This is a genomic window from Enterococcus sp. FR204 (genome assembly GCF_031143325.1).
Lineage (GTDB): Bacteria > Bacillota > Bacilli > Lactobacillales > Enterococcaceae > Enterococcus_B > Enterococcus_B faecium.
Window position 1 is genome coordinate 1 of record NZ_JAKZIW010000027.1, and the last position, 20,227, is coordinate 20,227.

Here is a 20,227-nt window from a genome sequence, read left to right on the forward strand (position 1 = left end):
CGCAAGAGACCAAGGAATACCAGAAAAAATAAACAAAAAAACAATTCAAGAGGATGGAAAAAAAAAGAGTAAAAAATCAAATCTAGCAATTCTAAAAATAAATGAAGAGCAGCTGAATAAAAAATCACGAATATTTGATAGCGCCCAATCAGCTGAAACCTTAAAAAGTAGCAAGGATACAACCTTTGCTAGTCCTGAAACGAAAAATAAACAGCTACCAAAATCCGGAGAGTCACAAAACAAAGTTATACTGTGGAGCGGAATCATTCTATTAAGTATAGCAACAATGCTTTCTGCAAAAAGATTTAAACAAAACAGATCTCTCTAACATTTGAATAATGTCTGTGAACGCATTTTTCAAATAAAAAGAAATATCCAGAAAACGACCCCAAAATACCAGATTGAAATCTGATATTTGGGGTCGTTCATACTTTATCTTTCTTCATATTTATTTTAAGGGATATCTGTTTCTTTTGGAAGATGGTTCGGGATCTTTTTCACTTTCAATACATCTAAAAAGAAGGTAAAGATCGGAATGCCGACAATCAAGCCCCAAACGCCAAAGAACCGTTCGCTAACAAGTAAGACCACAAATGTATAAAAAATCGGCAGTTCTGTTTTGCTGGACATCAACTTCGGATTCAGCACATAAGACTCAATTAGATGGACAATCAAAATCGTAATCAGGATATAAACAACATCTCGGATGCCTCCTTGGGAATAAGCTATGAAAGATAGAGGAATACAAGAAATGATAACACCTGCTACTGGGATCAGACTTAAAATGAAAATCATGATCGCTAAACTCAGCAGCTGATGAAAGCCAAATACAGCCAAGGCGATTGTAGTGAGCAACGTGTTTAAAAGAGCAATAACAAATTGAGCTTCTAATACCAAACCAAATGTATTGACAAACTTATCGGCAAAATAGTAAATATCTTGAAAGAACCAAGAAAATTCACTTTTTAAAAACAATCTTGAGAATACAATTGTTTTTTTCTTTTCAATCATAAAAAAGAAACTTAAGATGAATGACATAGCAAACGCCACTGCCATTTTTCCTATATCCTGTAAATAGCCAAGCGCAATCGAAGCGCCATTTTGAAGCTGTTCAAAAAAATCGTTTCGCTCAATATAAGTATGGATATATTGTAAAACAGGATCTGCATCTTTTGGCTGATGCTCGTAAAAATCAATAACGGACTGGATCATGTCAAATGTTTGATGAATAAGCATCGGGATATACTTTGTGAATGCCAGGTAGATAAGGTAAACGATCAGTGTATAAATCATGATAGCTAAAACACCTGTAGGGATTCGGACAAATCGCTGAATGATTTGAACAAGATGAATCATCAAATAAGTAAAGATAAATGTGAGCAAAATGGTTGTAATCATACTTCTAACTAAGAAAAGAACAAAAACGACAAATAATAAAACAGTGAGACGGCGTATTTTTTCATTCGCCAAAAAACGCTGATAAACGGTCAAATCGACAACCTCCAAATAACAAAAAATAAACACGTTATTCATTATATGATGGAATATGAAAATAAGAAAGAGAAAGAGCAAAAAGAAAAACCGCTAAATGACGTTATCTTATGAGTTGGTTTTCCTCATAAAATCGTTCATCTAGCAGTTTCAGCCCTTTTTCTGGTCTTGATGAAAATTATCTAGCATTTTTCGGGTCAGATGTTGCAGTGTATCCAATTCTTCCTGTTCAAGTGGAAGATAAGACTTGATCTTTTGTGGAATACCTTCTGCTTGTTTTTGCAACGCAGCACCTTGAGGAGTCAGCGTAACATTTACGATTCTTTCATCACCCGTTTCACGCTGACGATTAATATAATTTTTTTCTGCTAACTTTTTTAGTAAGGGAGTCAGCGTACCAGAATCCAGACACAAATCATTTCCTAGCTCTTTAACTGAAGTCTTTTTCTTTTCCCATAAAACTAACATCACAAGATACTGGGTATAGGTAAGATTCAGCGGCTTGAGGAGGGGAGTGTAGTGTCTAATGATTTCCTTAGAGGCGGCATATAAAGGAAAACATACTTGATTAACTAAATATAGATCTTCCATTTTTCCACCTCCGCTGTTTTACTATAGTGTATCATAGCGGATTTACACAAAAAAGTCTATTCACTAACTGCTTTCAGAGTAACTTCTATATTTCCAGCTGTAGCTTTTGAATACGGACACACTTTATGCGCTGCCTCTAATAATTCTTGCGTTTCTTCCAGAGAAAGACCGTCGATAGATCCTTCAATCTCTACACCTAAGACAAAGCTCGTTTCACTTTCTGAATAAAGGGAAACTTGTGCACTGACAGTAGAAGCCCCAGAGATATTTTTTTGCTGTTTGATCAATTCTAATGCACTGTTAAAACATGCACTGAAACCAGCTGCAAACAATTGTTCAGGGTTGGTTGCATTTTCGACGCGTTTACCAGGAGCTGCAATATTCAATTCGAATGTACGATCGGGATTATGCACTTCTCCAGAGCGTCCGCCTGTGTTGATCATTTTCGTAGAATACATTTTTTTCATAAAATTACCACCTTTAATTATATTTTATACAATTGAATTTTACACAATATAATTGTGAAAAGCAAAGAAATGGATTGGCATAAGATAAATAAGAGAAAGCACATGAAACAGACGCGCTTTCTCGAATAGCAAACATATACAAAAAATATCAGAGACAAAAACTAATCTCATCATAAACATTACATATATTTCTCAAAAAGTTGTTTTCTTTCTTCAAAACTTACTTCACGATGGACCTGATGAAGCATCCATAAATAACCAAAAGGATCTCTGAACATTGAGTTAGTCACACCAAAGTCCATCATTTCTGTCATTTCTTGAATCTCTACATAGCCATTTCGTAATGCTTTATTATGTGTGTCCTCGATATCAGAGACGATGATATTGAACCAGATCGTATTTGGATGTTCAGCAGTAGGAGCAGTCAAACCAAGAGACGTGTTTTCATCCAGCATATGGAATCTCGTGCCATACAAGGTAAAAATGACTTCATTATTGCCTCTAGGGTAATCTGTTGCCTCAATCAGTTGTATTTCATCAAAGATTGTTTGATACAGTTCTAGTGCTTTCAAACTATCATTTAATACAAAATCGATTTCCGTTCCTTTATGCATAAAGATCTCCTCTCCTTTTCAGTCGAACAGTTACTAGATTCTTCTATTATACCAGTTAAAGAAAACACATTCAAAAAAGCGGATTTACTTACCAACTCATTCGATTGGATGATAAGTAAATCCGCGTCCCATTACTTCTGCTACGCTGCTGACAATGACAAAGGCACTTGGATCGATTTCTTCTATCAATGGTTTCATTCGGGAAAATTCATGATCAGTCACAACGATCAATAAAACCTCTTTTGACTTTCGATTATACCCGCCTTTTGCCTCTAGCAGGGTAAGGCCACGTCCAATCTCAGCACTTAATCGAAGGCGGATGTCTTCCAAATAATGTTCACTCATGACCATAACAGATTTCTTTCGATTGATACCTGTTTCGATATAAGTCATGACAATTGAAGTGATTGCAATAGATAAAATAGCATAAAGAAACTCTTCTATTCCAAAAACAAACAGATTAAGAGAAACAACGAATGCGTCTGTAAAAAATAAGCCAATCGAAGTATTCAAGTGGAAATATTTTTTAAAAATGAGGGGAGGGATCGTCGTACCGCCGCTAGAAGAGTTGTTTTTATATAAAATCGCAACTCCTAAAGCAAAAATCGCACTTCCAAAAATGACAGACAACAACCGATCTGAAGTAATCATTGTTTCTGGAACTATTGCAATGATTAAAGGAAAAACCAAGCTTCCGAAAAGTACTTTAAAAAAGGGTTTTTTACCTAAAAATAGAAGAGCTAGTACCAACATAACGATATTCAACACTAAAATAACTATAGCTCGGTCAAAGCCTAAAGCAGCTTCCAGTAATATTCCTAGACCGCTGACACCTCCAGCAGCAATATGGTGAGGCCCTAAAAACATATTGATAGCGACTCCTAATATGAAGAGGGCAAAAATAATCTTAATGTATGTCCATATAAATTGTCTCGTTTCTTTCATTTATCCACTTCCTTAATTCATTAATAATACTCTTATCTTATTATAACTTACTTTTCACCTTAAGTTAGCTTTAATTAATAAAAAATTAGGATAGTCTAAATTATTATGTTTCATTCTTCTAGAATATACTTCTACGTTAAAAACTGTTAAAAAACTTTTACTTTAGAAAATTGGAGAAATTGATCACTTAAGATAAATTCAGGGCACTAAATAGTACAGGAAGTAGACTAAAACTTTTAAAAGTTTTAAGTCTATCTATTTGGCAAGTTTAAAAAATAAAAATTCGGTATCAAAAAACTGTTACCGATAACATTTTTGAAAGCGTTGTCTTTTGCTTCTCTATCACTTATAGTGATGACGTCATATTAAAACACAAGGAGGAAATCAATGGATACAGCTGCAACTTATCATCGACCGGAAAGTGAATATGCATTTCTATATACGAATACAAGATTTCGTATTCGGCTTCGTACTAGGAAAAATGATATCAAAAAAGTATATGTGCTATGTGGAGATCCATATACCATAACAACTGAAAAATGGTATCAAAAACAACGACCAATGAAAAAATGTCTAAGTACCAATGTTCATGATTATTGGGAAATTGAAGTGACGAGAGAAACAAGGCGCTTACAGTATGCGTTCCATGTTGTTGGGGAAGATAACACGGACTGTTTTTACGGTGATCAAGGAATTTTTCCTTATCGAGAAAATGTGATTACTGAACCAAATTTTTATTTTCGAATACCTTATTTTCATCAAATCGATCGATTCACTATTCCAGAATGGGTAAAAGAAACAGTATGGTATCAAATTTTTCCCGAAAGATTTGCAAACGGGGACAAAGCAAATGACCCCGAACACACTTTACCTTGGGGAAGTAAAGATCCAGACCGAGAAGACTTCTTCGGGGGAGATTTGCAAGGTGTGATGGATCATTTGGATTACTTGACGGACCTTGGCATCAATGGCATCTATTTTTGTCCCATATTTAAAGCCACATCCAATCATAAATACGATACGATTGATTATTATGAGGTGGATCCCGCTTTTGGCGACAAAAAACTTTTAAAAAACTTGATTGATGAAGCACATAAAAGAGGGATACGTATCATGTTCGATGCTGTATTCAATCATATGGGTGTCCATTCACCACAGTGGCAAGACGTTCTCAAAAACGGAGAAAAATCGATCTATAAAGACTGGTTCCACATCCGTTTTTTCCCAGTAGATTCTTATCAGATGACTGACTTACCAGAAACTGCTGAAAATATCCCATATGATACTTTTGCTTTTACTCCATTCATGCCGAAACTAAATACAGCAAATCCAGAAGTGCAAAAATATTTGCTGGATATCGCAACTTATTGGATAAAAGAATTCGATATTGATGGATGGCGTCTTGATGTTGCTAATGAAGTCGATCATCATTTTTGGAAAAAATTCAGAGAAGCAGTTACAGAAATCAAACCAGACATCTATATCCTTGGAGAGATTTGGCATTCCTCTCAAGCTTGGCTGCAAGGGGATGAATTCCATGCAGTGATGAATTATGCATTTACAGATTCGATTAAAGATTATTTTGCAAAAAAGAAAATCACAGCTTCACAAATGGTCAGTGGAATGAATCATCAGCAAATGCTTTACAGAGATCAGGTGAACGAAGGAACATTCAACTTATTAGATTCTCATGATACCGCCAGGATCTTGACCCTTTGCCAAGGTAACAAAGAATTGATGAAGTCTGTGATGGCCTTTATGTTTCTTCAAAAAGGGTCTCCTTGTATCTATTACGGGACAGAAATAGGGATGACTGGTGAAGATGACCCGGATTGCCGCAAATGTATGATATGGGAGAAGGAGGAACAAGATCTAGAGCTATTCGGTTTTATAAAAGAACTTGTTTCTCTAAGAAAACAGTTGTCTAAGATTATTTCTGAAGGTTCTACTCAGTGGCTAATAGTAAATGATCGTGAAGATAAGCTCTATTTCACACGGGAACTAGAGGGACAGATCATCTATGTTTACTTTAATCAGTCAAAAGAACCTTGGGTAGTAGAACAGGAAAATGAGGTGATTCTTAGTCAAAATTGTCAGTTGTTAGAAGACGGGAAAGCAGAGATACGACAATACGGATTTTTGATCATGTGTTGAAAACTGTTACCGGTAACAACAAGAAAGCGTTTGCAAATGAAGATTTGTGCCCATTATAATAAGGGTGTAACAGCACGTTGAATACACAGGAGGAAATGAAGATGAAAAAAAGAAGTGTGAAACAGTTGGGTTTAGGGTTAATCTCTTTAGGAATCTTAGGCGGATTAGCGGCTTGTGGCAATGGTAACTCTTCAGCAGAAGGGGAAGCCGATGAAGGAAAAACGTTAACAGTTTCCGTTGATTCTGGATATAAAGATTATATAAACGAAATAAAAAACACTTTCGAAAAAGAAAACGATGTGAAAATCAAGCTAGTAGAAAAGGACATGTTCGATCAGTTGGAATCATTAGCGTTAGATGGGCCTGCTGGAAAGGGACCTGACGTTATGATGGCAGCATATGACCGGATCGGTGCGTTAGGACAGCAAGGACATCTGGCGGAAGTAAAACTGGGAAATGAAGCAGCTTACGATGAAACAGACAAAGCCCAAGTGACTTATGATGGAAAAATCTACGGAGAACCTGCAGTAATCGAGACTCTTGTTTTGTACTATAACAAAGATTTAGTCGATACAGCACCATCAACGTTTAAAGATTTGGAGAATCTATCCAAAGACAGTCGTTTTGCTTTTGAGTCAGAAGCAGGAAAAAATACAGGATTTTTAGCTAAATGGACTGACTTTTATTATTCCTATGGTTTAATTGCAGGTTACGGTGGCTATGTATTTGGTGATGATGGTACAAATCCTTCAGATATCGGTTTGAATAATGCAGGTGCTGTAGAAGGAATCTCTTATGCAACAGATTGGTTCAAAAATGTTTGGCCAAAGGGAATGCAAGACATAAAAAGTGCAGGAGACTTCGCCAGCCAGCAATTCATGTCCAATAAAACTGCAGCAATCATTGACGGTCCATGGCAAGCGCAAACATACAAAGAAAACAATATCAATTATGGTGTAGCCAAAATTCCTACTCTAAATAATGGACAGCCTTATCAACCGTTTGGCGGAGGAAAAGGATGGGTAGTCAGCAATTATGCTAAAAACAAAGACCTCTCTCAAAAATGGCTTGATTATGTAACGAATCAGGAAAATCAAGAAAAATTCTTTGAAATGGTAAATGAAATCCCTGCAAACCAACAAGCTAGGGAAACAGCAAAGGCTAAAAACGATGAATTAACAACAGCTGTGATTGAACAATATGAAACAGCTCAAGCGATGCCAAACATCCCAGAAATGGGCGAAGTTTGGACAGGTGCAGAAAACTTGATGTTCGATGCAGCATCAGGTTCAAAAACACCAAAAGAATCCGCAGATGAAGCAGTAAAAACAATCAGTGAAGCCATAGAACAAAAATACTGATTAAAATGATAACCGTCCATTTTTATAAAAAATGGAACAGGTGCTTCAGATAAAAGTGGCAAGAGCGAGATGGAAAATTATCTTGCTCTTGTTGCCATTATCTTAAAAGCAGTTTGCGGTTTAGCAAGTTTAGAGGGGGCATTCAGATGCAGCAAGATAAAACAAGCAATATCAACGAAAAAAAAATCACGCTTTGTTCACTTATTCCAGGGATGGGGCAGTTTGTAAATGGCCAAGCTTTTAAAGGTATCGTTTTTTTCGCCATATTCGTCCTATTCATTGGTCAGATGCTTCTGGGCGGATTTCATGCATTGGTAGGATTGGTTACTTTGGGAAGTATACCAATGGAAGATCATTCATTATTTATTTTGATTGAAGGCACTTTGCAATTCATCATTACAATCATTTTCTTGATTTTTTACGGTTTGAATCTTTTAGACGCTTATCGAGTAGCGAAGATGCGTCAAGAGGGCAAAAAAATCAATCGGACGATGAAGGAAGTCATACATAATATAGGTGATGAAGGTTTTCCTTATCTATTGACACTTCCCGCTTATCTTCTCATGATTTTTACGATCATTTTCCCAGTCCTAGTTACATTGTTCACTGCATTTACTAATTATGACTTCAATCATATTCCACCAGCCAGTTTGATTGATTGGGTAGGGGCTAAAAACTTTTTTAGTATCTTCTTTTTAAGCTCATATCGTAATACTTTTTTTGCAGTCTTTTCGTGGACCGTGATTTGGACTTTATGTGCAACAACTTTGCAAATCACCCTTGGTATTCTCACAGCGGTTGTTGCTCACCAGAAATTTATTAAATTCAAACGTATTTTCGGTATCATTTTCTTATTACCATGGGCGGTCCCAGCTTTTATTACTATCATGAGTTTTTCGAATATATTCAACGACAGCGTAGGAGCCATCAATACTCAAGTGATTCCTTTCCTAAACCAGCTTCCTTTTGTAGATATCAGTGCAATCTCTTGGAAAACAGATCCCAACTGGACGAAAGTAGCAATTATCTTAGTGCAGGGCTGGTTAGGATTTCCCTATATCTATGTGATGGTTACAGGAATCTTACAATCGATTTCAGAAGACTTATATGAAGCAGCAAAAATCGACGGAGCAAATGCATGGCAGCGCTTTTCAAACATCACGCTTCCTGCTGTCTTCCTAGTGGCAGCACCAACATTTATTACACAGTATACGGGGAATTTCAATAATTTCTCCATGATCTATCTGTTTAACAATGGTGGTCCCGGAAGCGTAGGCGGAGGAGCTGGTTCTACTGATATTCTTATTTCCTGGATCTATAAACTTACGACTGGAACTTCTCCGCAATATTCTATGGCTTCAGCAATCACGTTGATTATCTCCATCATCGTTATCTGTGTGTCATTGCTGGTATTTAAAAAGACAAATGCGTTCAATATGGGGGATTAACAATGAAAAAATTTCATTCGAGTGCTCGATTCCAAAAACGACTTTCTCACTTTTTTACTTACTTTTTTCTTTTAATACTGTCAGTCATTATCATCTATCCGCTTTTGATCACAGCAAGTACTGCCTTCAAGTCAGGAAATATTGCAGCTTTTAGTTTAGATCTTTCAAGTGACTGGACTTTAGGAAACTTTACTCGGCTATTCAGTGAAACACTTTACGGGACTTGGTATAAAAATACGTTAATCATCTCTGTCCTAACGATGATCGTACAAGTAACTGTAGTAACTTTAGCTGGCTATACGTATAGCCGTTATCGTTTTATCGGCCGCAAATCAAGTTTGATGTTCTTTTTAGTGATTCAGATGGTACCGACTATGGCAGCATTGACTGCCTTTTATGTCATGGCTTTCCTATTAGAGGCGCTAGATAAGTACTGGTTCTTGACGATGATCTATATAGGCGGTGGGATTCCAATGAATACTTGGCTGATGAAAGGATACTTTGACACAGTACCAATAGATTTAGATGAATCTGCTAAACTTGATGGGGCAGGGCATTTCAGGATTTTTTTCCAGATTGTATTACCGCTTGTCAAACCGATGCTCGCCGTTCAAGCATTATGGGCTTTTATGGGACCTTTTGGGGATTTCATGTTAGCTAAGTTCCTGCTTCGAACACCTGAAAATCAGACTGTTGCTGTCGGCTTACAAACATTTATTTCTGATGTGACAAACCAAAGAGTCTCTCTTTTTGCTGCTGGGGCAATTTTGATTGCACTACCGATTTGTCTATTATTCTTCTTTTTACAAAAGAACTTTGTTACCGGCCTGACATCTGGCGGAACAAAAGGATAGGAGCAGAGTATCATGCAAACATTTCCGTTAAACTATTTTTCCGCATTACGTACGCCAACTCAAGTGTTTGCGGGACGCAAACTATTATCATGGCCAAAATTTTTCCTGATATTTGTATTTTTAGTTTCCTTGATGGTCATGCCTGTGACTCTTTTTTATGCAAACCAGATCCAAGCGATTCCGTTAGAACAATTTCTATCAGTCGATTCATTGATCGATGAACAAGGAACCAAAAAATTTTCTGAACTTGAATTATCTGAAACTGGGTTACAATCATCGCAACAAACGATAGCTGTGACCCCTGAAATTTTGGTAGGTGTGTCTTTATCTGAGAAACAACAATCCGATCATGGAACTTTTATTGATTTTGAGAAGGAACAATGGGTGATCCAACAAAAGGATAAATCTGGTATACGCCGCTATACGATGAATTATAGCCCATCTTTCCAACCAGATTCTGTACGTACGCCCGAAGATTTCCAACGATTTTTAGAAAGAGAATTTTATGCCAGTAATCGTCCAACAATCATTTTATCTTATAGTTTAAGTCTTGGTCTTGTCCTATTTGTCATGACGAGTCTCATTTTATTCGGGGCTTCCTTTTTCTTGTGGATGACAAGAAAAAGCCAACTTTCATCCATTCATACATTCAAAGAGAGTGCAAATTTGATGCTGAATGTTATGGGAATAGGTTCCATGGCAGCAGCAGTTGTAGGGTTTATCCACTTTGACTTTATCTTGATGCTAAGTGTCCAAACAACGATAACTGTCTTGCTGCTTTTATGGGTTTTTGTCAAAACAAGATTCAAAGATAAGCGTGTCGAATGACAAGTTTAAGCGATTTATGCGACAATGAATGTGAAAAAAATGAAAAATAAAGTAGTTTTTGAAAAATTTCTGAAAAAATTAAACTTCTTAGTTGATTCTTTTCTTTTTTAGTATTAACGTAATAGGGTAGTTTTTTTAAGGAGGAAAATCATGTTAGAGAAAACTTTATACAATCAATTATTTTCACGTTCTTTCTCGCTCCCTGTCGAAGTAAATTATTGGGACGGTACAACGAAACAATACGGAGATACGGACACTCCTCCCCAAATCAAAATCAATATCCATGAAGAAATCCCAATGAAAGAGATTACAAGTAACGCTTCTTTGGCACTAGGAGAAGCCTATATGGATCATCGAATCGAGATCGAGGGAAGTATCCAAGCATTAATCAACGATGCTTATCAGCAAGCAAACAGCTTTTTACGAGGAAAAGATTATCTAAAATGGCTGCCAAAGAAAGAAAAACATACGAAACAAAAAAACAAAGAAGATATCCATGCGCATTATGACTTAGGTAACGACTTTTATAAACTTTGGCTAGATCCAACTTTGACTTATTCTTGTGCTTATTTCAACACACCTGAAGATACGTTGGAACAAGCACAAATCAATAAAGTCCATCATATCTTAGACAAACTCTTTATCAAAGAAGGCGAAACGTTGCTTGATATCGGTTGTGGCTGGGGAACATTGATGTTCACTGCTGCCAAAGAGTATAATGTCAAGGCAACTGGGATCACACTAAGTGAAGAACAATACGATTTGATTACCAAAAGAATAAAAGAAGAACATTTAGAAGATAAATGCCGTGTATTATTAATGGATTACCGCGAACTAAAAGGCGAAACGTTTGATCATATCACAAGTGTAGGTATGTTCGAACATGTAGGTTCTGAAAATCTTGAAGGTTATTTCAAAGTGGTAAAAGATTTATTGAAACCAAAAGGAACAGCTTTGATCCATGGAATCAGCCGACAACAAGGCGGTGCGACAAATGCTTGGATCAATAAATATATTTTCCCTGGCGGTTATGTCCCTGGTGTTACTGAATTAGTTGATAATATTACAAAAAACGATTTGCAACTGATTGATTTGGAAAGCTTACGTCGTGACTACCAATTGACATTAGAACATTGGACAAAGAATTTTCATCAAGTCCAAGATCAAGTCACGAAAGAAATGGGTGATTCCTTCTATCGAATGTGGGATCTATATTTACAAGCTTGTGCAGCTTCATTTGAATCAAGTAATATCGATGTGATTCAATATTTGCTTGTTCAACCTGGAAACAATGACATCCCAATGCATCGTGCATAATTGAGGCAAAAGTACTGTTTAAAGACTATTTAAAAAGAAGCTAAGTTTTATGATGCTCCAGAAGTGAGATTTTTTGTCTAACTTCTAGGATTGTCTCTAAAGCTTAGTTTCTTTTTCTTTATATTTTCATAATAAAAATTTGGTTCTTTAATTTTTAAACATGACAGAAAATTTTTTCTTCGTTATACTTGTAATAGAATACTATTTTATAACAAAGGGGATCGAATCAATGAAAAAAACTGTTATTTATACTAGTTTATTTGCAGCTTTGTTTTTAGCTGCTTGTCAATCAAATACCAATCAAGGCACATCTGGGAATACGTCTTCCAGTAGCGAACAGCGCTCTTCACAGGTATCGGACTCCTCAACAAAAGCAAGCACATCTTCGTCTAGCCAGACAAAAAATTCTAGTGAAGCAAGTACTCAGTCAGATATCAAAGTGTCTGCAGCTCGTGCGATCGAATTGTTCCAAGATAAATACCCAGATACTGCAATTACTAGTTTGGAATTAGATAGTGATTGGGGATCTTACTTCTACAAGATAGAAGGTGTCGATGATCAAAAAGAATACGAAGCAAGAATTGATGCTCAAAATGAAAAAATGGAGACAGAGAATCCAGGAACTCTAGATCGAGATGAACAAAATGGTCAAAAGAAAAAAGAAGATGGTCTGGATGTTGATAAATTGATCACGATTGAGGAAGCAGCAAAAATCGCCGTCGACAAAGTAGGAAGCGGTACGGCAACAGATTGGGATTTGGATAAAGATTTAGGTACTACTTATTGGGAAGTCAAAGTAAAAGACGGCAATCAAAGTACATCAGTCAAGATCAATAGCCAAACAGGCGAAGTACTGTCAACTGAACAAGATGATTAAGAATTTCTTCGGAAAACAAGAGTTGATTTTTCTTTTAGTCATGATACACTAGATAAAATAACTTGTTTGAAGGAGCGATTTACTTGAGTTTAGAAACGACCTTTGCCAATCATATCTTTGCCAATCCTTTGATGAATGCATCTGGTGTCCACTGCATGACTACCCAGGAATTAGATGAACTGGCTCATTCAGAAGCAGGAGCATTTATCACTAAGAGCTGTACGATCAATGAACGAAAAGGAAATCCCGAACCACGCTATTTTGATGTTCCTTTAGGCAGTATCAATTCTATGGGACTTCCAAACCTAGGTTTTTCTTATTATCTAGAGTATGCTCTTGCGTATGAAAAAGTGCAGGAAAACCAAAATCAACCGTTATTTTTTTCCATTGCCGGGATGAGTGTCCAGGAAAACTTGGAAATGCTTGAGAAAATAGAAAAAAGTGGGTTTAATGGGATCACTGAATTAAATTTATCTTGTCCCAATGTGCCTGGAAAACCACAACTAGCTTACGATTTTGAGGCCACTTATGAAACACTGAAAGAAGTATTCAGCATCTTTTCTAAGCCGCTAGGAATCAAATTGCCTCCTTATTTTGATTTTGCTCATTTTGATCAGATGGCAGATATCTTGAATCAGTTCCCGTTGACATATGTCAATGCTATCAACAGTGTGGGTAACGGGTTGTATATCGATACAGACAAAGAAGCTGTGGTCATCAAACCAAAAGAAGGGTTCGGCGGCATTGGCGGAGAGTATATCAAGCCGACTGCTTTAGCAAATGTCCGCGCTTTTTATACGCGTTTGAAACCAGAAATCCAAATCATCGGTACAGGTGGGATTCGGACAGGACAAGATGCATTTGAACATCTGCTATGTGGCGCAAGCATGTTACAGATTGGTACCGAGCTTCATAAAGAAGGGCCGGAAATTTTTTCTAGAATCATAAAAGAATTAACGCAGATTATGTCAGAAAAAGGATATACGTCAATTGACGAATTTAAAGGCAAATTACGCACCATTTCATAGCAAAGAGACGAAGGTCATGATTGATCTTCGTCTTTTTTTATAAAAAACATTCGTCTGTTCATTCCTGTGCAAGCGTACTCATTGTATGTTAGACGAACTTGTGGGAAAATAACAGAGGCAAAAAGGAGGATAATATGAATGATGCAACAGAATTAGCAAAAGAGCTTAAAGAAAAAGAATTTAGTTTTCAAGAACTAGTTACGGATATACAGAAAAAAATAAAGAAGCAAAATCATGAATTGAATGCGTTTGTCGCGCTTGAACCATTCGAGAGTAATTCCCACGAGCTATTGATTCCCCAGTCAGAAAAAGGGCCATTGTCTGGTATCCCATTTCCTTTAAAAATGCTCGGTCAAGAAAAAAAGGGATGGCTAGCTACTTCAGGATCTCGTTTATTTGAAACACACCGAGCTTCTCATACATCTAATTATGTGCGGCAAGCAGAAGCGATAGGTCTAGTTCCTTTTGGACAAACCAATGCGCCAGAGTTTGGTTTCAAAAATATTACAGACCCAGTCATCTATGGCCCAGCAAGAAACCCTTGGAACCTTGAATGTACACCGGGCGGATCAAGTGGAGGAGCTGCTGCTGCAGTTTCATCAGGAATCGTTCCTTTAGCTGGTGCTAGTGATGGCGGTGGTTCTATTAGAATACCCGCTTCGTTTTGCGGATTGATTGGGCTGAAACCTTCGCGAGGGACGATGCCAGTTGGTCCATATGCTTGGAGAGGATGGCAAGGAGCTGCTATTGATTTCGGCTTGACAGTTTCTATGAGAGACACGGAGGCTTTATTTTATGGGATGAGAAGTATCCATTCCGGTGCGCCATATCAAGTATCGCCAGTTGAGTGGCAAACACATCCAAGAAAAAAACGGTTGAAGATAGCTTTTTGTGTTGATTCACCGATCCACTCACAGATTAGTGAAGAGGCAGTACTTGCTGTAAAAAAAGCTGTAGATTTCCTTGGAAAAGAAGAGCATGATTTGACAGAGATTCCTTACCCACTAGATGGTCGTAAACTGATCACGTCTTATTATCAGATGAATGGCGCAGAAACAGCAGCAATGATCCGCTCGATTGAAACAGGCATCCAGCGAGCTGTCAGAAAAGAAGAACTTGAACCCATTTCTTGGACTTTGTTCCAATATGGTCAGAAGCTCTCTGCCGCTACTTACATCGATTCTCTGCATGTATGGGATGAAGCAGCAATTGTCATGGAAAACCTACATCAAGAATACGATCTATTCCTTTCACCAACGACTGCATTTACCGCCCCTAAAATCAGCGAAGATTTGCAAAGTGATGCGATAAGAGCACAGATGGAACACATCAGTGATTGTTCTGAAGTAGAAGCTTTAGACGTTGTTTCTTCCATGTTTGAGGAGAGCTTGAAGATCACACCTTATACACAGTTGGCTAATCTGACTGGACAACCAGCAATCAGCTTGCCTACTCATTTTACAAAAGAAAACATGCCTCTAGGAATCCAATTTATGGCTGCCAGAGGAAGAGAAGATTTGCTATTTCAAATCGGCTATCTATTTGAAGCAAATCATCAGTTCCATTTACCAAATCCATGGAAATAGCAGAAACAAGGAGAAGAAGAATGAAGAAAAAAAGATTGTTTGCTCTAATAACTAGTGCCTTTTTTATTTTAAGCGCTTGCGGTACAGCTGCCGCTAATCAGGAAGATAACAGCTGGAGTAATCTAGAAAAAAAGAAAGAATTAGTAGTAGCGACTTCTGGCACACTGTTTCCCGCATCTTATTATAATGATCAAAATGAATTAGTTGGTTATGACGTAGATTTGGCAAAAGAGGTGGCTAAACGGTTAAATGTCAAAATCTCCTTTAAAGAATACAACGTGGATGGACAAATCACTTCTGTTTCAAAAGGAGAATCAGATTTTGCTGCGAACGATTTTGGTATCACAAAAGAAAGAGAAAAAAAATTCTCCCTTTCAGAGCCTTTCAAATATTCATTTGACAGTATGATCGTACGAAAAAAAGATGATTCAGGAATCCACTCACTTGAAGATCTTAAAGGGAAAAAAGCAGCTGGCGAACCCAATACTAGCTATATGCGTTTAGCGGAAAAACACGGAGCTAAATTAGTCACATATGACAATGCCACGAATGATCAGTATTTAAGCGATGTAGCAAATGGTCGAACAGATGTTATTCTAAATGATTATTATCTGCAGAAAATGGCCGTATCTGCTTTACCAGATATCCCTGTAAAAATACTGGAGAACGTTTATTTCAATGAAAACGAAAGTGGTTTTTTATTGAAAGAAGGAAATGATGCTCTGAAAAAGAAAATCGATGGCGTATTAAAAGAGATGAAAGAAGATGGGACGACAAAGAAAATATCTGAAAAATATTTTCAAACTGATGTTTCAGTCAAACCGAAAGAAACGATGGCTGAGTCGGTGAGTGAGTGATGTACTTTCCTCTAATTGATTTTTCCCTCATGTGGACTTCGCTTCCTTTCGTACTGCAAGGCTTAGTATACACATTAGGGATTGGCTTCGTGTCGTTTCTTTTAGGAAATTTGGTAGGGTTGCTTTTGACAGTTTTAGGTCTTTTGGATTGGCTGCCTCTGAATGTATTTATTCGTTTTTATTTATCGTTCTTTAGAGGCATTCCCGCACTAGTCCTGCTGTTTCTGTTATATTTCGGGTTACCTTATCAATTAAGTGCCTTAACGGCTTCAGTCATCTGCTTTACGATTACCAGCAGTGCATTTATTGGTGAAATCTATCGAGGATCACTAGCAGGCGTTTCTTCAGGTCAGTGGGATGCTGGTTTAGCTTCTGGTTTTTCTTTCTTTGGGGTATTGAAATATATCGTTTTGCCGCAAGCTTTTCGAATCTCGGTACCGGCACTCAGTAACGTAGCTATGGATCTAGTGAAAGGTACTTCGTTAGCAGCAACAATCACAGTGCCAGAAATATTTCAAAAAGCAAAGATCATAGGCGGTCGGACATTCGATTATTTTTCTCTCTATATTTTAGTTGCACTGATTTATTGGGTCATTTGTATCGGGATCGAAAAAGTGCAACAGTATTTAGAAAAACGTTCTATCCATCAGTCAATCTGAAAAATAGAAATGGTGCTAGCGTGGCTGGCACCATTTCTATTTTTTGTTTCTTGTATATTCTGCCTAGTATTTTAAAACCATTTCATGTAAAATGTAAATCGAAAATATGTTCGGAGGTAGAAAACATGAAGACCCCGCTAACCATCGAAATAGAATCCTCGTTATACCAATATTGCATCGAGCAAGGCGGCTTGGTTGTAGAAGAAGTCACGATGCCTGATGACCAAGGAATTGTAGATACGCTTAGCTGCTTGACAAAATTTGATGGAAGCCGAGAATGGCGATGCTATGAGCTGAAAGTGACAAAAGCAGATTTTCGCTCTACAGCCAAACTGTCATTTGTTGGACATTATAATTATTTTGTTTTACCAAGTAAACTATATGAAGAAGTAAAAACTGAAATCCCTACAGGAATAGGTGTTTTAGTGTATCGTCCGTACACGGTTGAAGAGGAGATGCCTGCCTCTGGTACATTTCTGATTGCGAAAAAAGCAGCAAAGAAAGAGCTTGCTGTACCGGAAGAAGCTTTGACAAACCGCTTCATGGCTTCTTTATTCAGGGAAGTAAGCAAAGCAAAGCAAATGGAGCGAGGCGTAAAATATTTTCCAACAGATCAATTGTACAAAGAATTGAAAAGACGTTCAGAAAATCAAGATCCATTTTCTAACGAACGATATTATGAACGGTTTTTAGAGGAAATAGCTAGTCAGGCAATCAATGAGTTGCAAGAAGAAGTTATCGCGCTTCAACATGATTATGAATATTTGAGGCAACAACAGCAGATCCGTCGGTTGCCTACAGAGCCATTGGAGTGAAAAATATGTACTATCCTTATTTAAGAGGAAAACAATTTGACCTATTAGCATTAAAAGAAGCACTGTCGCGAGGATTGCTCTCCAATAAAATCCAACCAGTGATCGAACCAGTACGTGATTCCGCTACGCTTAAAAATGTGATCGAATTATTTCAAAAAAAGCACCATCCAATCGCTGTGATCCAAAATCCCCAAGTAGGACAATTCAAATTATTCGATCAGCATGTGCACAGTTGGACAGTCAAAGAAAATAGCTCTGTCGTCCCTGCACAGATCTTAACGCCAGAAAATCTCAGTGAAGTACTGGATTCACCTCCAGCGTTTCTTGTTTTCGATGGACAGCACTACCCAAAAGATACAGAGGTGTGGAAACAGTTGGCAGGAGTTGATTCGAAATTTTTGATACCAGATACTAGTCGCTTTCGCATCTGGCTGCCCGAAAACAAAATTGTGATCCGTGACTCTTTTCAAACGAGAAAGCATGTTGAAAGTTATGCAGATAAAACAGATGACTTTTTTAGTGATGACTATCTTTTTTTCCACGCAGACGGATATATTGGATTTTCTGATTTCACGATCGAAGGTAGCCGTTATTTCGATAAAGGGTTCCCTAGCCGAGCGCTTGCTATCCATCTAACGTATATTGATGCTTACGGCAATATACGCGTGAAACATTTTGTCTCTGACAGTAACGACTCTGCTAAAGACCAAGCATTGAAGTTTCTTGAAGCAGGAGATAAAATGAAAAAATGGATCATGCGTCACCATCATCAACTCTTGATTACTTCAGGAATGATTGAATTATTGGCTCTTTACCAGCAACAAAAATTCCCTGGACTGGGAGTGTTGAAAAAGTGGTCACTTATGCATCATTTGGAACTTATTAGTCACCTGCTAGATCATCCAAAAGATTGGCTTAAATATTATTCAAAAGTTCAGGAACTATATGAAGTGATCCAATGATTAGATAATGTAAATGAAAAAGGAATAGAAAAGAGGAAACTGGATGTATATTCGGCAAACAAGGAAAGAAGAAGTAAAAGAAGTGGTAGAAATCATTAATGCCGCAGCAGATTTCATTGCTTCGCAAGGCTCTCCTCAATGGCAAAACGGGCAGAAACCAACAAAAGAAACGATTTTGAACGATATTGAAAGAAAAGAAAGCTATGTATTAATAGTGGAAGATCAAATTGCTGGAACAGCTGCATTAGTCTCAGGCGTGGATCCCGTTTACACAAAAATAGATGGTAGTTGGAAAGAATCAACTGGTCCTTATTTATCGATTCATCGTGTCGCTTTAGCAGAAAGTACTCGAGGAAAAAAACTAGCAAAACCGTTCTTAGAACATTTGTTGACGATTGCAGCCAGCAAAAATATCCAAGATATCCGTATCGATACTTATCCAGCTAATGAACCGATGGAAAAGACCATCTATTCTGCTGGATTCACTTATCAAGGGATGATTGAATTTCCTTTTGAACACGGCGAAAGAAAAGCATATCAAATAATCATCAATTGACTATAAAATCATCTGAGCAAAGATAAAGACATTAACACTACTGAAAAAAATAATCATATGATAGCCAAGAGGTTGTAACAGAAGTGGCCAGCTTCAAAAAACAAGAAAGAATTTCCGAAAATGCTTCTCAAATTTTTGTGGAATTTTAGCGTATTTTACGAAAAAGCTGCTTTCTGAAACTCCCTTCATCGAGAGGTCGTGACATAGCTTTTGTCACGACCTCTCGGCTTATCCTACGAGTATTATTCGATACATTTATATCAATAATCCTTTTTTTATTTTATCTGCAGCTTCTTGGAACGCTCCATCGTTTGACACGACTAAAAGTGAGGGGATAGCTCTCAAACGTTTCAACTGTGCTAAATCTTCTACATAAACCGCCAGTCTGGCTGAAATCTGTTCAGATGAATCTCCACGTTTTTTCAGGCGCGATTGCAATGTCTCTTTAGAGATCGTAATAAAGATAGGACGGACTACCGTCCCGAAATACTCATATAAATGCCAAAAACCATTTGCTGTCAAAACGGCGTAACAATTTCCTACTGTCAGTTTCTTTTTAATTTCTGCTTTACTGGAACCATATTTATGTTGAGCATATTGGTCCCACTCTGCAAACTCATTTCCCTTGATCATCTGATTGAATGTATTGTCAGAAACAAAATAATAATCCTCTTGATCTTTTTCCCCAGGTCTTGGTGATCGATTCGTGTAAGTAATGATCTTTTGTTCCGGCTGAAAAATAGCTTCTGCGAGTGAAGTTTTTCCAGAACCAGAAGGACCGATAAATACATAGCAATAATTCATTGTCATTTCTCCT

The 20,227-nt window shown here is 37.4% G+C and carries 21 protein-coding genes; 15 read left to right on the top strand and 6 right to left on the bottom strand.

Annotation, left to right across the window (positions count from 1 at the left end):
• Positions 1-328 (top strand): LPXTG cell wall anchor domain-containing protein (locus RG571_RS07535; protein ID WP_308947583.1); only part of this gene is annotated, 328 nt, incomplete at its 5' end.
• Positions 329-453: 125 nt separating this feature from the next.
• Here the strand turns inward: RG571_RS07535 and RG571_RS07540 are convergent.
• From RG571_RS07540 to RG571_RS07560, 5 genes are all read right to left on the bottom strand, one after another.
• Positions 454-1,533 (bottom strand): AI-2E family transporter, encoded by a 1,080-nt coding sequence (locus RG571_RS07540; protein ID WP_002288167.1) that lies wholly within the window; start codon positions 1,531-1,533, stop codon positions 454-456.
• A 108-nt stretch (positions 1,534-1,641) separates the two neighbouring features.
• Complete coding sequence (locus tag RG571_RS07545) at positions 1,642-2,082, bottom strand: MarR family winged helix-turn-helix transcriptional regulator (protein WP_002311986.1); 441 nt, start codon at positions 2,080-2,082, stop codon at positions 1,642-1,644.
• A gap of 56 nt (positions 2,083-2,138) precedes the next feature.
• Positions 2,139-2,549 carry an organic hydroperoxide resistance protein gene (locus tag RG571_RS07550; RefSeq protein WP_308947582.1) on the bottom strand — a complete coding sequence of 137 codons (411 nt, stop codon included), beginning with the start codon at positions 2,547-2,549 and terminating at the stop codon, positions 2,139-2,141.
• Positions 2,550-2,728: 179 nt separating this feature from the next.
• Complete coding sequence (locus RG571_RS07555) at positions 2,729-3,163, bottom strand: VOC family protein (protein ID WP_002318368.1); 435 nt, start codon at positions 3,161-3,163, stop codon at positions 2,729-2,731.
• Positions 3,164-3,259: 96 nt separating this feature from the next.
• Positions 3,260-4,108 carry a YitT family protein gene (locus RG571_RS07560; protein WP_002288161.1) on the bottom strand — a complete coding sequence of 283 codons (849 nt, stop codon included), beginning with the start codon at positions 4,106-4,108 and terminating at the stop codon, positions 3,260-3,262.
• A gap of 387 nt (positions 4,109-4,495) precedes the next feature.
• Here RG571_RS07560 and RG571_RS07565 point away from each other — a divergent pair, with 387 nt between their 5' ends.
• The 14 genes from RG571_RS07565 (at position 4,496) to RG571_RS07630 (ending at position 19,410) form a co-directional block, all read left to right on the top strand.
• On the top strand, positions 4,496-6,262 hold the full coding sequence (locus RG571_RS07565; RefSeq protein ID WP_308947581.1) for a glycoside hydrolase family 13 protein: 1,767 nt from the start codon (positions 4,496-4,498) through the stop codon (positions 6,260-6,262).
• Positions 6,263-6,363: 101 nt separating this feature from the next.
• Positions 6,364-7,623, top strand: a complete 1,260-nt coding sequence (locus RG571_RS07570; protein WP_002288159.1) for an extracellular solute-binding protein — start codon at positions 6,364-6,366, stop codon at positions 7,621-7,623.
• A gap of 146 nt (positions 7,624-7,769) precedes the next feature.
• A complete protein-coding gene (locus RG571_RS07575; protein ID WP_002318365.1) occupies positions 7,770-9,071 on the top strand; it encodes a carbohydrate ABC transporter permease in 1,302 nt (433 codons plus the stop codon).
• 2 nt (positions 9,072-9,073) lie between these two features.
• On the top strand, positions 9,074-9,925 hold the full coding sequence (locus RG571_RS07580; RefSeq protein WP_002288156.1) for a sugar ABC transporter permease: 852 nt from the start codon (positions 9,074-9,076) through the stop codon (positions 9,923-9,925).
• Positions 9,926-9,937: 12 nt separating this feature from the next.
• Positions 9,938-10,753 carry an integral membrane protein gene (locus RG571_RS07585; RefSeq protein ID WP_002339253.1) on the top strand — a complete coding sequence of 272 codons (816 nt, stop codon included), beginning with the start codon at positions 9,938-9,940 and terminating at the stop codon, positions 10,751-10,753.
• Positions 10,754-10,903: 150 nt separating this feature from the next.
• The gene (locus tag RG571_RS07590; protein WP_002324076.1) at positions 10,904-12,070 is read left to right on the top strand and encodes a cyclopropane-fatty-acyl-phospholipid synthase family protein; all 1,167 of its coding nucleotides are present in this window, start codon (positions 10,904-10,906) and stop codon (positions 12,068-12,070) included.
• Between the two features lie 229 nt (positions 12,071-12,299).
• On the top strand, positions 12,300-12,947 hold the full coding sequence (locus RG571_RS07595; protein WP_002339254.1) for a PepSY domain-containing protein: 648 nt from the start codon (positions 12,300-12,302) through the stop codon (positions 12,945-12,947).
• An 83-nt stretch (positions 12,948-13,030) separates the two neighbouring features.
• Complete coding sequence (locus tag RG571_RS07600) at positions 13,031-13,975, top strand: dihydroorotate oxidase (RefSeq protein ID WP_002339255.1); 945 nt, start codon at positions 13,031-13,033, stop codon at positions 13,973-13,975.
• A gap of 134 nt (positions 13,976-14,109) precedes the next feature.
• A complete protein-coding gene (locus RG571_RS07605) occupies positions 14,110-15,561 on the top strand; it encodes an amidase (protein WP_258430321.1) in 1,452 nt (483 codons plus the stop codon).
• 20 nt (positions 15,562-15,581) lie between these two features.
• Positions 15,582-16,418, top strand: a complete 837-nt coding sequence (locus tag RG571_RS07610) for a transporter substrate-binding domain-containing protein (RefSeq protein WP_002339257.1) — start codon at positions 15,582-15,584, stop codon at positions 16,416-16,418.
• The gene (locus RG571_RS07615; protein ID WP_002321153.1) at positions 16,418-17,077 is read left to right on the top strand and encodes an amino acid ABC transporter permease; all 660 of its coding nucleotides are present in this window, start codon (positions 16,418-16,420) and stop codon (positions 17,075-17,077) included. Before RG571_RS07610 ends, RG571_RS07615 begins: the two co-directional genes overlap by 1 nt.
• Before the next feature lie 125 nt (positions 17,078-17,202).
• The gene (locus RG571_RS07620; RefSeq protein WP_308947579.1) at positions 17,203-17,892 is read left to right on the top strand and encodes a hypothetical protein; all 690 of its coding nucleotides are present in this window, start codon (positions 17,203-17,205) and stop codon (positions 17,890-17,892) included.
• A gap of 5 nt (positions 17,893-17,897) precedes the next feature.
• Positions 17,898-18,854, top strand: coding sequence for a sce7725 family protein (locus tag RG571_RS07625; protein ID WP_002295913.1), 957 nt, complete (start codon positions 17,898-17,900; stop codon positions 18,852-18,854).
• Positions 18,855-18,897: 43 nt separating this feature from the next.
• Positions 18,898-19,410 carry a GNAT family N-acetyltransferase gene (locus RG571_RS07630; protein ID WP_002318361.1) on the top strand — a complete coding sequence of 171 codons (513 nt, stop codon included), beginning with the start codon at positions 18,898-18,900 and terminating at the stop codon, positions 19,408-19,410.
• Between the two features lie 255 nt (positions 19,411-19,665).
• Here the strand turns inward: RG571_RS07630 and RG571_RS07635 are convergent, their stop codons facing one another.
• On the bottom strand, positions 19,666-20,214 hold the full coding sequence (locus tag RG571_RS07635) for a guanylate kinase (protein ID WP_258430322.1): 549 nt from the start codon (positions 20,212-20,214) through the stop codon (positions 19,666-19,668).
• Positions 20,215-20,227: the final 13 nt, after the last annotated feature.

Bases quoted from the DNA above. Each gene is read 5' to 3' on its own strand.
- RG571_RS07540 (WP_002288167.1), bottom strand. From the start codon at position 1,533: ATGAATAACGTGTTTATTTTTTGTTATTTGGAGGTTGTCGATTTGACC.
- RG571_RS07545 (WP_002311986.1), bottom strand. From the start codon at position 2,082: ATGGAAGATCTATATTTAGTTAATCAAGTATGTTTTCCTTTATATGCC.
- RG571_RS07550 (WP_308947582.1), bottom strand. From the start codon at position 2,549: ATGAAAAAAATGTATTCTACGAAAATGATCAACACAGGCGGACGCTCT.
- RG571_RS07555 (WP_002318368.1), bottom strand. From the start codon at position 3,163: ATGCATAAAGGAACGGAAATCGATTTTGTATTAAATGATAGTTTGAAA.
- RG571_RS07560 (WP_002288161.1), bottom strand. From the start codon at position 4,108: ATGAAAGAAACGAGACAATTTATATGGACATACATTAAGATTATTTTT.
- RG571_RS07565 (WP_308947581.1), top strand. From the start codon at position 4,496: ATGGATACAGCTGCAACTTATCATCGACCGGAAAGTGAATATGCATTT.
- RG571_RS07570 (WP_002288159.1), top strand. From the start codon at position 6,364: ATGAAAAAAAGAAGTGTGAAACAGTTGGGTTTAGGGTTAATCTCTTTA.
- RG571_RS07575 (WP_002318365.1), top strand. From the start codon at position 7,770: ATGCAGCAAGATAAAACAAGCAATATCAACGAAAAAAAAATCACGCTT.
- RG571_RS07580 (WP_002288156.1), top strand. From the start codon at position 9,074: ATGAAAAAATTTCATTCGAGTGCTCGATTCCAAAAACGACTTTCTCAC.
- RG571_RS07585 (WP_002339253.1), top strand. From the start codon at position 9,938: ATGCAAACATTTCCGTTAAACTATTTTTCCGCATTACGTACGCCAACT.
- RG571_RS07590 (WP_002324076.1), top strand. From the start codon at position 10,904: ATGTTAGAGAAAACTTTATACAATCAATTATTTTCACGTTCTTTCTCG.
- RG571_RS07595 (WP_002339254.1), top strand. From the start codon at position 12,300: ATGAAAAAAACTGTTATTTATACTAGTTTATTTGCAGCTTTGTTTTTA.
- RG571_RS07605 (WP_258430321.1), top strand. From the start codon at position 14,110: ATGAATGATGCAACAGAATTAGCAAAAGAGCTTAAAGAAAAAGAATTT.
- RG571_RS07610 (WP_002339257.1), top strand. From the start codon at position 15,582: ATGAAGAAAAAAAGATTGTTTGCTCTAATAACTAGTGCCTTTTTTATT.
- RG571_RS07615 (WP_002321153.1), top strand. From the start codon at position 16,418: ATGTACTTTCCTCTAATTGATTTTTCCCTCATGTGGACTTCGCTTCCT.
- RG571_RS07620 (WP_308947579.1), top strand. From the start codon at position 17,203: ATGAAGACCCCGCTAACCATCGAAATAGAATCCTCGTTATACCAATAT.
- RG571_RS07625 (WP_002295913.1), top strand. From the start codon at position 17,898: ATGTACTATCCTTATTTAAGAGGAAAACAATTTGACCTATTAGCATTA.
- RG571_RS07630 (WP_002318361.1), top strand. From the start codon at position 18,898: ATGTATATTCGGCAAACAAGGAAAGAAGAAGTAAAAGAAGTGGTAGAA.
- RG571_RS07635 (WP_258430322.1), bottom strand. From the start codon at position 20,214: ATGAATTATTGCTATGTATTTATCGGTCCTTCTGGTTCTGGAAAAACT.